Raw genomic sequence first — 14,669 nt, forward strand, 5'->3', positions numbered from 1 at the left:
GCGATGGGGGCGTGGCCGGGGCGGGGGACACCGTGGCCACGGGGGCTGCGTCCTGCGCCCATGCGCCACGACGCGACGGCAGTACACAGGCCAGCGCCAGCGGCGCGATGACAGACAGGCGGGAAAGACGGCGGGCCATGTGTATCCGTAACGGGTCGAAAGGAGCAGGATTGCTCATACGGCCGTGATGATAGGCGAAAAAAAAGGCAATGCCATGATGTGTCACGACGCGGTGGCAAATCATTGTCCACTGCGGCGTTCATGTCACGTTCCCTGTTACGTTTTCCGGCGGGCCGGCCGTTGCGAGGGCTGCGCGCGGGCCGGATCCTCCGGCCAGTCATGGCGGGGATAGCGCCCGCGCATGTCACGGCGCATGTCCGCCCATGACCCGGCCCAGAACCCGGCCAGGTCGGCGGTGATCGCCTGCGGGCGGCCGGCGGGCGACAGCAGCGCGATCCGCAGCCCGATGCGCCCGTCCGCCAGCTTCGGCGTCTCGCACTGCCCATAGAAGGTCTGCGCCCGCGCGGAGGCCAGCGGCACAGGCTGGAGGTAGTCGATGCCCACCCGTCCCCCCGGCAGGTCGAGCGCGGGCGGCAGCGTGCGGTCCAGCCAGCGAAGCGCGTCATGCGGGATCATCGCGCGCAGCACCGCCAGCAGGTCGAGGGCGCGGATCTCGCTCATGCGTGACATGCCGCCGACCCATGCGCCCAGCCACCCTTCGACATCGGCCGCCAGCGCCGCGTCCGACAGGTCCGGCAGGTCGGTGCGCCCCAGCGCGTCGCGCGCCCACGCGACGCGGGCCTGCAACTGCCGGCATGCATCGGTCCATTCAAACGCGGCGGCCAGGTTCTGCCCCACCTGTTGCAGCAGCAGGCCCGCCACCTCCGTCGCATCCGCCGTCACCGTGCGGTCACGCAGCATCAGCGCGCCCAGCCGCAGCCTGCGCCGCGCCATGACCGCGCCGGTGGCCGGGTCGATGGTGGTCTCCACCTGTTCATGCGCGCGCGCCAGCACGCTGTCGGGCAGGTTGTCGGGGTCCAGCGGCGCGGCAAGGCGGATTTCGCAGGCCGTGCGTACATGCATCCCCGCCACCGCCAGCAGGGAGGCGGAGGCCAGTGTGTCGGTCTTGCCCATCCGTGCGCTGCCCCCGCCCGACAGGCGGAACGTGCCGACATCGCCGCGCCGTTGCGCAATGCGGTCGGGAAAGGCCGCCGCCAGCAATGCGGCGCAGTCGCCCCGCGCCACCACGTCACGCCCGATCCCCATGCGGCGGCGATACTGCCGCGCGGCCTGGCGGATGCGCGACAGCGCGCCACGGTCGGCGGCAGGATGGTCGCCCCCCGCGATCAGGTCGAGGCGCAGTCGGATATCGGCGGGCGGGATGGCGTTGCCGCCCGGCCCCCGTCCCGACGGGCGCGGGCGCAGCGGGTCGCGTTCCTCCAGCAGGGCGGCAAGGTCGGCGGCCAGCGCGGCCTCCTCCGGGGTGCGGGCCGCCAGCATCATCGCCGCAAGGCGCGGGTGCGACCCCAGTTGCGCCATCTGCACGCCCGCCTGCGTGATCCGCCCGTCCTCCGACAGGGCGCCAAGGGCGATGAGCAGGCTGCGCGCGGCCTCGAACGCGCCATTGGGGGGCGTGTCGGCAAAGGGCAGTTCGGCGGGCACGGTGCCCATCGCCGCCTGCCACGCCGCCGTGTCCAGCCGCAGGCCCGTCAGTTCGGCCTCCATGATCTCGGGCCGGTCGTGCGGCGGCATGGCGCGGGAGGTCGTCTCGCTCCACAGGCGGATCGCAATGCCCGGTGCCTCACGCCCCGCGCGGCCCGCACGCTGGGTCGCGGCCGCGCGGGAAATGCGCGCGGTCTCCAGCTTCGTAAGCCCCGTCCCGGCATCAAGGCGCGGCGTGCGGCGGAACCCGCCATCAATGACGATGCGCACGCCCGGCACCGTCAGCGATGTCTCCGCGATGGAGGTGGACAGGATCACCCGCCGCCCGCCCTTCGTATCGGCGCGCAGGACGTAATCCTGCTCCGCCGGGGGCAGTTCGCCATAAAGCGGCAGGACCTCCGCCCCCACATCCGACAGTGCGGCCTGCGTGCGGCGGATTTCGCCCACACCGGGCAGGAAGGCGAGGATATCGCCCTCTTCCTCCGCCAGTGCGGTGCGGATGGCGCGCGCCATGGCGTCGGGCAGGTCGCGCTGGTGGGGGATGTCGCGCCGTGCGTGACGGATATCGACCGGGAACATCCGCCCGGCACTTTCGATGATGGGGGCCTCCATGCGCTGCGACAGGGTGGCGGCGTCGGTCGTGGCCGACATCGCCACCAGCCGCAGGTCGGGACGCAGTTCGCGTTGCAGGTCGAGGCAGAAGGCCAGCGCCGCATCCGCATCGACGGAGCGTTCATGGATTTCGTCAAAGATGACGCACGCCACGCCCTCAAGCGTCGGGTCCGACAGCAGGCGGCGCACCAGCAGGCCCTCGGTCACGACCTCGATTCGCGTGGCGGGGGAGGACGCACCATCCAGACGCGTGCGATAGCCGATCAGTCCCCCCGGTTCTTCCCCGATCAGGTCGGCCATCCGCCGTGCGGCGGCGCGCGCGGCCAGGCGGCGCGGTTCCAGCATCACGATGCGCCCGTCGCCGCGCCACGGGGCGGCCAGCAGCGCCAGCGGCACCAGCGTCGTCTTGCCCGCGCCGGGCGGGGCGACCAGCACCGCGTTGGCTCCGTCATGGAGTGCGGCGCGCAGGCGGGGCAGGGCCTCGGCCACGGGCAGTCCCTGCTCGGGGGAGGAAAGGCCGGGCGCGAACAGGCCGGCGGGGAAAAGCGGGTGCTGGGGGGATGGATCGGACGCCATGGCATGCTTTATGGCGTGCGTGGCCCCCGCGCGGCAATGGCTGACCCGTCGCCGGCGGGACGTCGCGCCAAAAGCCCATGAAGACAGGATTGTCATCTTCATTATAATCCGCGCGTTCCATGATGGCCGGCCATGTTGCGTGGCGTGCCGTGTGACCTGGCCCCGATCCCTGCTGACGGAGTATCCCTGCTTGGCAATCCTGCGCTTACCGACCGTCGTGTTCCTGTCCGTCCTGTGCGCCCTGACCTGTCTTGGCCCCGCCCTGTCGCGCGCGGGACATGCGGCGCAGAGCACGCCGGTCACCACCGCGCACGGCACCGCGACGCTGCTGAGCGACAGTGACAGTTTCATGCCGGGGCAGGACATGCATTTCGGCCTGCGCCTGCAGCTTGCCCCGGGCTGGCACACCTACTGGCTCAATCCCGGTGACGCGGGGGAGGCGGTGACGCTGGCGCTGCATGCCTCCGGTGGCGCGGTGGGGGAGGGTGGTCCCATCGAATGGCCGGTCCCGCAACGGCTGCGGGACGGGCCGCTGATGTCATATGCCTATACCGGTGATGTCGTGCTGCCGGTGCGCCTGCAACCGCAGGAGGCGAAGGAAGGTGCCGACATGGTGGTGGAGGCCACGGCCGACTGGCTGGTGTGCGCCACGGTGTGCGTGCCCGAACATGCGCAGTTCAGCATGACCCTGCCGCGCGCGCCGCTTTATCCCTCCCCACAGGCGCCGCTGTTCGCGCGTGCTGCGGCACAGCGGCCCGTGGCCTCGCCCTTTGCGGCGGCGATCGCGCCGGATGGCACGCTTTCGCTGTCGGGGGAGGGGCTGTCTCCCGCGATGGTCCGCGATGCGTGGTTCATGCCCGAACAGCCGGGACAGATCGACCATGACGCCCCGCAGGTGCTGCATGTGCGCAACGGCCTGCTGCAGCTTGGCCTGAAGACGGCGGACGGGTTCCACAGGGACGTGCCCCTGTCGGGCATCGTGGTGATCCGCGACGTGTCGGGGCGTGAACAGGCGCTGGCGGTGACGGCGCGCCCCGGTGGGCCGCCCGCGATCGCGGCGGCGCGGGGTGGCGGCATCGCGGCGCTGGCGCGCCTGCTGGTGCTGGCGTTTGCGGGGGGGATGATCCTGAACCTGATGCCCTGCGTCTTTCCGGTGCTGGCGATGAAGGTCCTGTCGCTCGAACGCATGGCGCGCGGCGAACGGCGCGCGGCCCTGCTGGGGGCCGGGCTGTATGCGGGGGGGATTGTCGTGGCCTTCGTCGTGCTGGGTGCGCTGATCGTGGGGCTGCGCATGGCGGGCGATACGGTGGGATGGGGGTTCCAGTTCCAGTCGGTCACGTTCGTCATGCTGATGTGCTGGCTGCTGTTCGCCATTGCGCTCAACCTGCTGGGGGTCTTCTCCTTCGGGACGGGAATCGCCGCGCTTGGCGGTGCGGGGCGGCTGTCGGGGCATCTGGGTGATGTCCTGACCGGCGTGCTGGCGGTCGTGGTGGCGACACCGTGTACCGCGCCGTTCATGGGGGCAGCCATTGCGGGGGCACTGTCGGCCTCGCCCGTGGCGGGGATTGCGATCTTTGTCGCCATGGGGCTGGGGCTGGCCGCGCCCTACCTGCTGCTGGCGTCGGTGCCGGGACTGGTGCGCCTGCTGCCCCGGCCGGGGGCGTGGATGGAAATCGTGCGCCAGGTGCTGGCGTTTCCCATGCTGGCGACATGTGTCTGGCTGGCGTGGGTCGCGACATTGCAGGGCGGGCAGGTCGCGGTGCCGCTGCTGGCGGGGGGGCTGGTGCTGGTCGCCCTTGCCGCGTGGCTGGTGCGCAAGGCGCAGGACATGGTGATGGCCGGTCGCGGCTGGCGCGACGGGCTGGTCCTTGCCTGCCGGGGCGGGGCGCTGCTGGCCGTGGCCCTTGCGGTGGGGGCCGTCACGATGGTGCCGCCCGCGCTGGCCCCGCAGGGCGCGTCCGCCACCCCGCCGCCGGGGGACGGGAGCGAGGCATTTTCACAGACACGGCTGGAGACGCTGCGCGCACAGGGAAAGCCCGTCTTCATCGACATGACGGCGGCGTGGTGCATCTCCTGCCTTGTGAATGAACGTGTCGCCCTGTCGCCGCAGCGGGTGCGCGACGCCTTCACCCGGCAGGGCGTGGTCTACATGAAGGGGGACTGGACCGGTCGCGACGCTGCGATCACCGCCTTCCTGCGCGATCACGGGCGCGACGGGGTGCCGCTTTATGTCTATTACCCCGCGCATGGGGACGGGGTCGTCCTGCCGCAGGTGCTGACCCCCGGACTGGTCCTGCATACGATCGGCGCACAATAAAAAACGGGCGGGGAAAAAAGCCCCGCCCGCCTTTCCTTCAAAACCGGAAACGTCTGGTCATCAGTTGGCGCTACTGCCCGCGGGCAGGGTCAGGTATCCCGGCTTGGGGGACAACTGGCGCGCCGGTTTCGTGGCGGTGGTGGCCGTGTCGGAGGAGTACCCTTCGGGGAAGACCGCATCCGGCCCTTCATTCGCGTGGACGGGGGCTGCGGTGGCGGCGGGCGTTGTGGTCACGGCCGGGGTGGCGGCCTCCGATGTCGTGTTGGGCATCGGCATGGTCACGGTCTGCGCCGGGACGGGCGCGGACGTGCCATCAAGCGACTGTTCCGCCACGGCGCCCGCGACCGGCGCGGTCGTCAGCCAGTTGCCCAGGTTGGTGCGGATCTGTGATTCCAGTTCCCGGTTCATGTCCTGCATCATCTGGTTGACCAGGTCATACAGGTTCGCCGCCGTGTCTGTATTGCCGTCCGCGCGCGTTTTCGGATCGTACGAGCGCGTGACCTGCGCCACGGCATAGCCCTTGCGCAGCCCGTCCGCGGATACGACGTCGAGGTGGACATTCATCTGCCCGTCAAGGATGCCGCCCGGTTCATGCAGGATGGAGGCACGGTCGATGGTGAACACGCCATGCCCGCCGGTGCCCGATGCGATCAGGCGGTCATGCGCCATCTGCTTGAGCGCCTGGTCCGGCGGCGTGGGCGCGCGGCTTGACAGGTCGCCGGGCACGATCCCGGGCTGTCCCCGGTCCACGACGGAAATGCTGGCGACATTCAGCGGCAGCGGCGCAAGGCTGCTGTAATTGGGCTGTGCAAAGGTCATGGTGGGCTGCTGCTGGTCGCTGTGGCAGGCGCCCAGCATGACAAGTGGCAGGCCAAGCGCAAAGAGGCGCAGCATGCGTGCGGGCCGGGTGGCGCGGGACATGCGGGGGATGGGCGAGTGCGGATGCATGAACGGATTTCCCGGAAAAGCTCTGGCGTCCGGCTCTGGTACGGACGCGCGACTGTCATGTTGAAACGTCATCTACCATGCCACATCCCGCGCCCTGTGCGCGACAGCGCGATGATGGCGCAGGCGGCCCCTATCTATCCGGCGGCGCGCCCGACCTCGTCACGCTGGAAATGGAAGGCATGGTTGCAAAAGGAGCAGTTCATGGTGATCGTCCCGTCCTCGGCCATGTGGTCAAGGTCGTCGGTCGGGAACGTCTCCAGGATACCGGCAAGGCGCGCACGGCTGCACCGGCAGCCGAACGCCAGCGCGCGGGGCTGGCCGATGCAGGGATCCTCGCTGTGGAACAGGCGAAACAGCAGCGTCTCCGACGAGAGGCTGTCGTCAAGGATCTCCGCCTCCGTCAGGGTGGCGGCCAGCGTCGTCGCCGTCTCCCACGCATCGTCGCCATCCTCGGGCGCGCTGTCGGAGACATGTCCCCCTTCGGTCGCGATGCGTTCGAGGATCAGCGCGCCCGCGCGCCATCCCTCCTCCCCCTTGTGGCAGTACAGCCGCACCCAGCAGGCATGCTGCTCGCTGGTGGTGAAATAATGCGCGGCCATGTCCGACAGGCTCTCGCCTTTGATTTCCACGATGCCCTGATGGATGTCGGTATCCGGCCCCTGGTCCACGCTGAAGGCGAGGTAGCCCGACCCCAGGATCTGCGCCGCCGTGGGTTCGGGATGTTCGCGCAGGAGGGCTGCGACCTTTTCATCATCGGAGCGGACATGGAAGCGCAGCGCGCCCGCATCGGTGCAGTCCGCCACCAGCAGCGTCACCGGCCCGTCGCCCTTCGCCTGTAGCGAGAACGATCCCTTGAACTTCAGCGCCGACGCCAGTCCCGCGACCAGCGCCAGTGCCTCCCCCGCCAGGCGCAGCACCACGTCGGGATTGTCATGGCGCGTCAGCAGCGTGTCCGTCAGCACGCCCGGCCGCACGAGGCGGCCGCGCACCGGACGGCTGGCGAGGTAGAAGGGCACGACGCCCTGGTCCACCACAAGGTTGGGGGTGTCGGGACGGTTGGTGTCAAGGAAGGCGGGGGTATCAATCATATGGCGTCAGGTTCCGGCAGGCGGGATGGGGCGGAAGGAAGGGACGGGCAGGGCGACGCGGAACGGCCACCCTGCCGCGCCTTTTACAGGTTGGCGGTAATGTCCGCCTCCAGCGCCTCAAGCCGCTGGGTCAGCGCCTGCGTCGTCGCCGTGTCGAGCAGCCTGCGCTCCGTCACCTGGTCGAGCAGCGCCTGGCGGCAACTGTCATGTTCCGCGTCGATGTCGTCCCCACGGCCCGCGCCCGCAAGGCAGTCGAGATAGGCGTCGCGCAGCGCATTGAGCGGCGCACCCTGCCCCGGCAGGGCGGCAAAGATGTCATTGACGCTTTTTTCCACCCATCCGGGGACACTGGCGGTATCCTCGGTCGTGCTGGGCAGGGCGGGCTGTTCTGCGGGGCCGGTCATCTCAGGCGGTTTCCTTTCCAAAGCTCTGCCAGTCGTCGCCGCACAGGGCCCAGACCAGCAGGCCCTTTTGTGCGTGCAGGCGGTTTTCCGCCTCGTCAAAGACCACGGAATTGGGGCCTTCGAACACGTCGGCGGTCACTTCCTCGCCTATATGGGCAGGCAGGCAGTGCAGGAAAAGGGCGTCGGGGGCCGCGCGCGCCATCAGCGCCGCATCCACGCGATACGGCTCGAACGCATGCGCGCGCTGTTCGGATGCGTTGTCGGACATGCTGACCCATGTGTCGGTAATGACCGCATCCGCCCCGGCGACGGCCTGCGCCGCGTCGGTGCCCACCGTGATGTCGCCGCCATGCGCGCGCGCCCATTCCACCGCGCGGGCGTCGGGCATGTGCGTCGGCGGTGTCGCAAGGCGCAGGCGAAAGCCGAACAGGGCCGCAGCCTCGATAAAGGAGGTGGCGACATTGTTGCCATCACCCACCCACGCCAGCGTCCGTCCCCTGATGGGGCCGCGATGTTCCTCGAACGTCATGATGTCGGCCAGGATCTGCACCGGATGCGAATCCGGCGTCAGGCCGTTGATGACGGGCACGCTGCTCCATTTCGCAAGTTCGCGCAGGTTCTGCGTCTTGCCCGTGCGCAGGACAATCGCATCGACAAAGCGCGACAGCACGCGCGCGGTGTCGGCGATGCTTTCGCCCCGGCCCAGTTGCATGTCACCGGGGGAGAGCAGGATCACGTCGCCGCCCAACTGGCGCATCCCGACCTCGAACGAGACGCGGGTGCGCGTGGACGGCTTCGACAGCATCAGCCCCAGCATCCGCCCGCGCAGCGGCAGGCGCGGGTGCAGCGGCCGGGCGCGGCCGTGCTGCATGCGCTTGATGCCCGCGGCGACGTCGAGGATCGCACGCAGGGTCGCCGCGTCGAGGTCCTTCAGGTCGAGGAAATGGCGCGGCTGCGCGCGGCTCGGGGTGTTGGTGGACAGCGCGTTCATGCCACATTCTCCGGTGCTGCGGCCATGTGGGCGCGTGCGCGCCGTGCCGCGCGCGACAGCATTTCGCCCGCCGTGCGGCATTCCGCCTCGGTAATCGTAAGCGGGGGGACAAGGCGCAGGACATTGCCGCCCGCCGTGACGCTGAGCAGGCCTTCATGCATCGCCGCGTCCTGCACCACGCCCACGGGGGCCGCGCATTGCAGGCCGATCATCAGGCCGATGCCGCGATGGCTGGCGAAGATGTCGGGATATTCCGCGACAAGCCTGTCGAATTCCCGGCCCAGCAGCGCGCCGCGCGCCTGCACCTGTTCAAGGAAGCCGGGGGCGAGGATGACGTCGAGCACCGCATTCGCCGCCGCACAGGCCAGCGGGTTGCCGCCGAACGTGGTGCCGTGGCTGCCCGGTGTCAGGTGGCGGGCGACCTTTTCCACCGCCAGGATCGCGCCCATGGGGAAGCCCCCGGCGATTCCCTTGGCCGTGGACATGACGTCCGGCGCAATGCCCGACCATTCATGCGCGAACAGCTTGCCCGTCCGCCCCATGCCGCACTGCACCTCGTCCATGCCGAGGAACAGGCCGTATTCATCGCATGCGGTGCGCAGTTCGCGCAGGAAGCGCGGATCGGCAAGGTTGATGCCGCTTTCGCCCTGCACGGGTTCGATCATGATGCCTGCGGTTTCCGCCGTGATGGCGGCGCGCACGGCGTTCATGTTGTTCATCGGCACATGGTCGAAACCCTCCACCACCGGGCCGAACCCGTCGAGGTATTTCGCATTGCCCGTCGCCGCCAGCGTGGCGAGCGTGCGGCCATGGAATGCGCCGTTGAAGCAGATGATGCGCACGCGTTCGGGATGGCCGCCCTTGGCCTGCGCGCGGCGGATCATCTTGATCATGCCTTCGTTCGCTTCCGCGCCGGAATTGCAGAAGAAGGCGCTGTCGGCAAAGCTGGCCGCGACGAGTCGCTCCGCCAGTTTCTCGGCCTGCGGGATGCGGTACAGGTTGGAGACATGCATCACCCGCGCCGCCTGCTGCGCGATGGCGGCGACAAGGTGCGGGTTGTTATGCCCCAGCGAGGAGGTTGCGATTCCCGCCCCGAAGTCGAGAAATCGTCGCCCGTCCACCGTGTACAGCCAGGCGCCTTCGCCCCGCTCGAAGGCGAGGTCGGCGCGATTGTATGTCGGCATCAGGGCGGGAATCATGGAATTGCCTTGTGGTTTCGGTTGCTTGATTGAAAATCGTTCGCGAAAGGGAACACGAAAAGCCCACGCCGTCGGGGGTGGGCCTGTGTCGTGGTCCATGGTGTCTTTCCGCGGGCACGGACCTGCCGGTGCAGGTATGCCGGGCCGCGCGGAATAGAAAAGAATATTGCCCAAATGGCGCGAATGCAACCATGCACGCCCGCATCCATGGCCGTCGCGCTGGGGGACACGGCGCCGTGTGGCCTGCGCGATGGACGCGGCATGTCGCCATGGGGGGCGTGGATATGGCACAGTGCGGGACATGACGGACCCTGATACGCCCCCGGATGGCACGTCCCCCCGGCGCAAGTCCCCGCGCCACGCCCGGCGCGATGCGCGCGGCCCGCGTCGCCCGCCCCCGGCCGGTCCCGCGCCGGACCGCGCGGCGCTGCGTGCGGCGGCACTGGCCCATGTCGCGCGCTTCGCCACCACCATCGCGGGGATGGAGCGCATGCTCGGCCGCGTGATGCAGCGCTGGGGCCGCCGGGCGGAGGCCGAGGGGATGGAACCATCGGCGGTCGCGGCGCACATCGCGGCGGCGGCCCCGGATATCGCCGCCGTCATTGCTGACATGCGCGCGCTTGGCGCCGTGGATGACGCGCGCTTCAGCGAATCGCGCGCCCGGTCCCTGACGCGGGCGGGGCGTTCGCGCCGTGCGGTGGGCGCACACCTGCAGGCGCGCGGCGTCGATGGCGCGGTGGTCGCACAGGTGATGGAAGAAACGCTGGGCGCGCGTGGCGAGGACGCGCACGAAACCGAACTGGCCGCCGCCCTCGTGTTCGTGCGCAAGCGCAGGGCCGGTCCCTTCGCCCGTCCCGATGCCACGGCGGAGGAGGCGGCCACGCGCGACCGCCGCGCAATGGAAGCAATGGCGCGTTCGGGATTTTCGCGCGATATTGCCATGCGCGCACTGGAAATGGACACGCAGGAGGCGGAGGAACGCATATGGCGCATGAAATCCGCGTGATGCGCGGCGCGGGAAGGGGCCGGGCCGTGCGGCGGATGGCCCGCGTGCTGGCGGTGGCCGCACTGCCGGCCATGGCCGGATGCGCGGGCAGCGGCAGCGGAAGCTGGCATGGCGCGTTGCAGTGCGCGCCCTATGCGCGGCAGGTGACGGGGGTGAACCTGCGTGGTTCGGCCGCAAGCTGGTGGGCGCAGGCATCGGGGCAGTACCCGCGCACCCATGCGCCAAAGGCGGGTGCGGTGCTGGTGCTGCGCGCGACGGGCCGCCTGCCGGACGGGCATGTCGCGGTCGTACGCTCCGTGCGCAGCCCGCGTGAGGTGGTGGTCGAACAGGCGAACTGGGTGCCCGGGCGCATCGGGCGGGCGGATCCGGTCATTGATGTTTCGACTCGCAATGACTGGTCACGGGTGCAGGTCTGGTGGGCCCCCATTCACGGCATGGGGAAAAGTGTCTATCCTGCGTATGGTTTCATCCTGCCGCTCAGGTAATGCGCGGGGTGGGGCAGGTCATGGCGGAGCGCTGCGCAAAAGCGGCGAGGCAATGCTTGCATGGACGGGCCTGTGCCCTCATGTGAGGGGGAAGACGCGTCTGGCGCATGTCATGGCGGCATGGGCCACAGGGAAAACAGCTTTTGCGTCGGCGACGCGGGAATCGAGGATGTTATGGGTAGCTTGAGCTGGGGACATTGGCTGATCGTTCTTGCGGTCGTGCTCGTGCTGTTCGGGGGCGGGGGCAAGATCAGCTCGCTGATGGGCGACATGGCGCGCGGCATCAAGACGTTCAAGAAGAACATGGCCGATGACGAACCGTCCACCCCGCCGCAGCAGGGCGCGGGCGGTCATATTCAGGGGCCGGGCACGCAGCAGCACGACGCAAGCTTCAGCGAAAGCGGGCAGCCGTCGGGCCAGAACGTCAAATAAGGACATGACGGCCGTCCGTCACGGCGGGGTATCGCGGCGGGCGGGTCGTCACGGGGTTGCGTGAAGGTTCGATGGACAAGGTTATTTCTTCCGACCCGCGCGCGGTCGCGGTCAGTGACATCATCGCGGCCGGGCGTCGCATGGACCGCTTCGGCTGGGTCCCGGCGACGGCGGGCAACATAAGCTGCCGCCTGCCTGACGGGCTGATCGCGATCACGCGCTCGGGCGGGCACAAGGGCATGCTGACCCCGCATGGCGTGATCGAGGTCACGGCAGAAGGCGCGCCCGTGCATGAAGGCGACCGGCCCAGTGCGGAAACCCTGCTGCACTGCCAGGTCTATGCCGCATCGCCGCGCACCGGCGCGGTGCTGCATGGCCATTCCGTTGCGTCCACCGTGCTGTCGATGCTGGCGGGTGATGCGATCACGCTGGCGGGGTACGAAGTGCTCAAGGTGTTCGAGGGGCAGACGACCCATGACACCAGCCTGCGCCTGCCGGTGTTCGACAATGACCAGGACATCGCCCGCCTTGTCCGCGTCATTGCGCCACACATGCCCGACATGCCGCTTGGCTACGTGATCCGCGGGCATGGCGTCTATGTCTGGGGTGACGACATGGGCATGGCGCTCGCCCGGCTGGAGGGGCTGGAGTTCCTGCTGGCGTGTGAACTGGAAAAACGGAAGATCCGCACATGAGCAGCCTTGCGCTCTATCGCGATGACGCGCCCGGAGCCCCGGTCGAACGGACGTCGGACCCCGCGCGCATCGCGCGGGTGCTCGGCACGGTCGGCGTGCGGTTCGAACGCTGGGACAGTCCCGTAACCCCTGCGCGCGACGCTGCGGCGGAGGATGTGCTGGCGGCCTATCGCCCCTACCTTGATCAGTTGATGGGGGAAACCGGGGCCGGGTCCGCCGATGTCATCAGCATGCATGGCGCGGGCGAGGGGTGGGAGGCCACCCGGCGCAAATTCCTGTGCGAACATATCCATGACGAGGACGAGATCCGCTTTTTCGTACATGGGCAGGGGGATTTCGTCCTGCATGTTGACGGGCAGGTGTTCAACGTGCGCTGCACGGCGGGGGACCTGATTTCTGTGCCCGCCGGCGTGCCGCACTGGTTCGATGGCGGGGCGGTGCCGGATTTCGTGGCGTTGCGGGTCTTTACCAACCGCGACGGCTGGATTGCGCACTATACCGGCGATGACATCGCCACCCGCTTTGCCGCCCCCGATGATGAAGGGTGTAAAATTGCCGTCTGATCCCGTCTCGCCTCCCACACCGCCGCGTGTCGTCCTGCTGGATATCGAGGGGACGACCATCCCGGTCTCCTTCGTCCATGACGTGCTGTTCCCCTATGCGCGCAGCGTGCTGCCGGGCCTGCTGCGCGATCATGCCGATGACCCGCAGGTGCGCGCGCAGGTGGCGGAGATCGCGCGCCTCGCCCCCGGCGTGCCGCCGCTTGCGCAGCTTGAGGCCTGGATGGACCGTGACGAGAAGGTCGCGCCGCTCAAGGCCCTGCAGGGCATCGCATGGGCGCAGGGCTACCGCACGGGGCAACTCAGCGCGCGGCTTTACCCCGACGTACTCCCCGCGCTGCGCCGGTGGGCGGCGGCGGGGGTGGTGCTTGCGGTCTATTCCTCAGGCTCGGCGGCTGCGCAGGAACTGATTTACGGCCACACGGACGAAGGCGACGTCACCGGCCTGTTCTGTGGCTTCTACGACCTTGCCATGGGCGGCAAGCGCGTGGCGTCGAGTTACGCCAACATCCTGGCGAAGGCAGGGTGGACGGCGGGCGAGGTCCTGTTCCTGTCCGATGTCGTGGCCGAACTTGACGCGGCGGCGCAGGCGGGACTGCGCACCTGCCAGATCGTGCGGCCGGAGGACGGGACGGTGGCCGGTACCACGCACCCGGTGGCCGCGACACTGGACGGGGCCGCGCGCATGTTCGGCCTGCCGGTGGCGGCATGAAGGCGCATCTCTATACCGACTGGCGCGACATTCCCGACGCCGCGCGCGGCACGGTCGCAGCACTGGGCAATTTCGACGGCGTGCACCTCGGCCATGCCCACCTGCTGCGCACGCTGCAGGCGGCGCGGCCCGAAGGCGAACTGGCGGTTGTCACGTTCGAGCCACATCCGCGCGAACTGTTCCGCCCGCAGGACCCGCCCTTTCGCCTGACGCTGCCGGACGAGCGGTTTTCCGCCCTTGTCGCGCTGGGCGTGCGGCGTGTGTTCCAGATTCCCTTCACCCCCGAATTCAGCGCCATGAGTGCTGAGGAATTCGTCACCGGGGTCCTGCATGCGGGCCTTGGGGTGCAGCATGTCGCCTGTGGCGCGGATTTTGCGTTCGGCCACCGCAGGCGCGGCGATGTCGCCTTCCTTGCGCAGGAGGCGCATGACCTTGGCATCGGGCTTACGGTCGTACCTGCCCTGTGTGACGCGGCGGGGCCGTATTCCTCCACCCGCATCCGCCGCCTGCTGCAGGAGGGGTATCCCGAGCGCGCGGCGGAGGAACTGGGCCGTGCATGGTCGATCCGCGGCGTGGTCGAACATGGGGACAAGCGCGGGCGCCTGCTGGGCTTTCCCACCGCCAACATCGCGCTGGGCCGACATCTGGAACCCGCGCGCGGGGTCTATGCCGTCAGCGTGCGCATGGGCGATGGCCGCGTCTGTCCCGGTGTCGCCAATATCGGGCGTCGTCCCACCATCAATGACGGGCAGATCAGCCGGCTTGAGGTCCACCTGCTGGATTTCGAGGGCGACCTGTATGGCCAGACCCTGTCGGTCGCGCTGCATACCCTCCTGCGGGAGGAGCGGCGGTTTGACGGGCTTGACGCCCTGCGTGCGCAGATCGCGCGCGATACGCAGGCGGCGCGCGACTACCTGCTGGCGACGGGCGGGGCATGACGGGTGGGGCGTGGCGGTGTCGCGAAAGCTTGACCGCAGGCCCG

The 14,669-nt window shown here is 69.3% G+C and carries 14 protein-coding genes; 8 read left to right on the forward strand and 6 right to left on the reverse strand.

Features of this window, described 5'->3' with window-relative positions; all coding sequences use genetic code 11:
- Positions 1–276 precede the first annotated feature (276 nt).
- Entirely contained in the window at positions 277–2,850 is a 2,574-nt protein-coding gene (hrpB, locus tag HNH97_RS14155) for an ATP-dependent helicase HrpB (RefSeq protein WP_244949476.1), read from the reverse strand.
- Between the two features lie 199 nt (positions 2,851–3,049).
- On the opposite strand from hrpB, the gene HNH97_RS14160 reads away from it, so the two are divergent.
- Positions 3,050–5,167, forward strand: a complete 2,118-nt coding sequence (locus HNH97_RS14160; RefSeq protein ID WP_171791334.1) for a protein-disulfide reductase DsbD family protein — start codon at positions 3,050–3,052, stop codon at positions 5,165–5,167.
- Between the two features lie 60 nt (positions 5,168–5,227).
- Here the strand turns inward: HNH97_RS14160 and HNH97_RS14165 are convergent, their stop codons facing one another.
- The 5 genes from HNH97_RS14165 to HNH97_RS14185 all read right to left on the reverse strand — a co-directional run bounded on the left by HNH97_RS14165 (position 5,228) and on the right by HNH97_RS14185 (position 9,797).
- The gene (locus HNH97_RS14165) at positions 5,228–6,115 is read right to left on the reverse strand and encodes a hypothetical protein (RefSeq protein WP_171791310.1); all 888 of its coding nucleotides are present in this window, start codon (positions 6,113–6,115) and stop codon (positions 5,228–5,230) included.
- Between the two features lie 134 nt (positions 6,116–6,249).
- On the reverse strand, positions 6,250–7,203 hold the full coding sequence (gene hslO, locus HNH97_RS14170; RefSeq protein ID WP_171791311.1) for an Hsp33 family molecular chaperone HslO: 954 nt from the start codon (positions 7,201–7,203) through the stop codon (positions 6,250–6,252).
- An 83-nt stretch (positions 7,204–7,286) separates the two neighbouring features.
- Complete coding sequence (locus tag HNH97_RS14175; RefSeq protein WP_171791312.1) at positions 7,287–7,607, reverse strand: hypothetical protein; 321 nt, start codon at positions 7,605–7,607, stop codon at positions 7,287–7,289.
- 1 nt (position 7,608) lies between these two features.
- Complete coding sequence (gene argF / locus HNH97_RS14180) at positions 7,609–8,598, reverse strand: ornithine carbamoyltransferase (RefSeq protein ID WP_171791313.1); 990 nt, start codon at positions 8,596–8,598, stop codon at positions 7,609–7,611.
- Positions 8,595–9,797 carry an aspartate aminotransferase family protein gene (locus HNH97_RS14185; protein ID WP_171791314.1) on the reverse strand — a complete coding sequence of 401 codons (1,203 nt, stop codon included), beginning with the start codon at positions 9,795–9,797 and terminating at the stop codon, positions 8,595–8,597. The genes argF and HNH97_RS14185 overlap by 4 nt, the downstream gene beginning before the upstream one ends.
- A gap of 301 nt (positions 9,798–10,098) precedes the next feature.
- Between HNH97_RS14185 and HNH97_RS14190 the strand changes: the two genes are divergently transcribed.
- From HNH97_RS14190 to HNH97_RS14220, 7 genes are all read left to right on the forward strand, one after another.
- Complete coding sequence (locus tag HNH97_RS14190; RefSeq protein ID WP_171791315.1) at positions 10,099–10,803, forward strand: regulatory protein RecX; 705 nt, start codon at positions 10,099–10,101, stop codon at positions 10,801–10,803.
- A gap of 35 nt (positions 10,804–10,838) precedes the next feature.
- Positions 10,839–11,288 (forward strand): CHAP domain-containing protein, encoded by a 450-nt coding sequence (locus HNH97_RS14195; protein ID WP_171791335.1) that lies wholly within the window; start codon positions 10,839–10,841, stop codon positions 11,286–11,288.
- Positions 11,289–11,462: 174 nt separating this feature from the next.
- Positions 11,463–11,720, forward strand: a complete 258-nt coding sequence (locus tag HNH97_RS14200) for a twin-arginine translocase TatA/TatE family subunit (protein WP_110913501.1) — start codon at positions 11,463–11,465, stop codon at positions 11,718–11,720.
- 71 nt (positions 11,721–11,791) lie between these two features.
- Entirely contained in the window at positions 11,792–12,415 is a 624-nt protein-coding gene (locus HNH97_RS14205; protein WP_171791316.1) for a methylthioribulose 1-phosphate dehydratase, read from the forward strand.
- Positions 12,412–12,978 (forward strand): 1,2-dihydroxy-3-keto-5-methylthiopentene dioxygenase, encoded by a 567-nt coding sequence (locus HNH97_RS14210; RefSeq protein ID WP_171791317.1) that lies wholly within the window; start codon positions 12,412–12,414, stop codon positions 12,976–12,978. Before HNH97_RS14205 ends, HNH97_RS14210 begins: the two co-directional genes overlap by 4 nt.
- A complete protein-coding gene (mtnC, locus tag HNH97_RS14215) occupies positions 12,953–13,687 on the forward strand; it encodes an acireductone synthase (protein WP_110913467.1) in 735 nt (244 codons plus the stop codon). Before HNH97_RS14210 ends, mtnC begins: the two co-directional genes overlap by 26 nt.
- On the forward strand, positions 13,684–14,625 hold the full coding sequence (locus HNH97_RS14220; RefSeq protein WP_171791318.1) for a bifunctional riboflavin kinase/FAD synthetase: 942 nt from the start codon (positions 13,684–13,686) through the stop codon (positions 14,623–14,625). Before mtnC ends, HNH97_RS14220 begins: the two co-directional genes overlap by 4 nt.
- The last annotated feature ends 44 nt before the right edge of the window (positions 14,626–14,669 follow it).

Source organism: Gluconacetobacter entanii, from assembly GCF_013155425.1.
GTDB classification, from domain to species: Bacteria; Pseudomonadota; Alphaproteobacteria; order Acetobacterales; family Acetobacteraceae; genus Novacetimonas; species Novacetimonas entanii.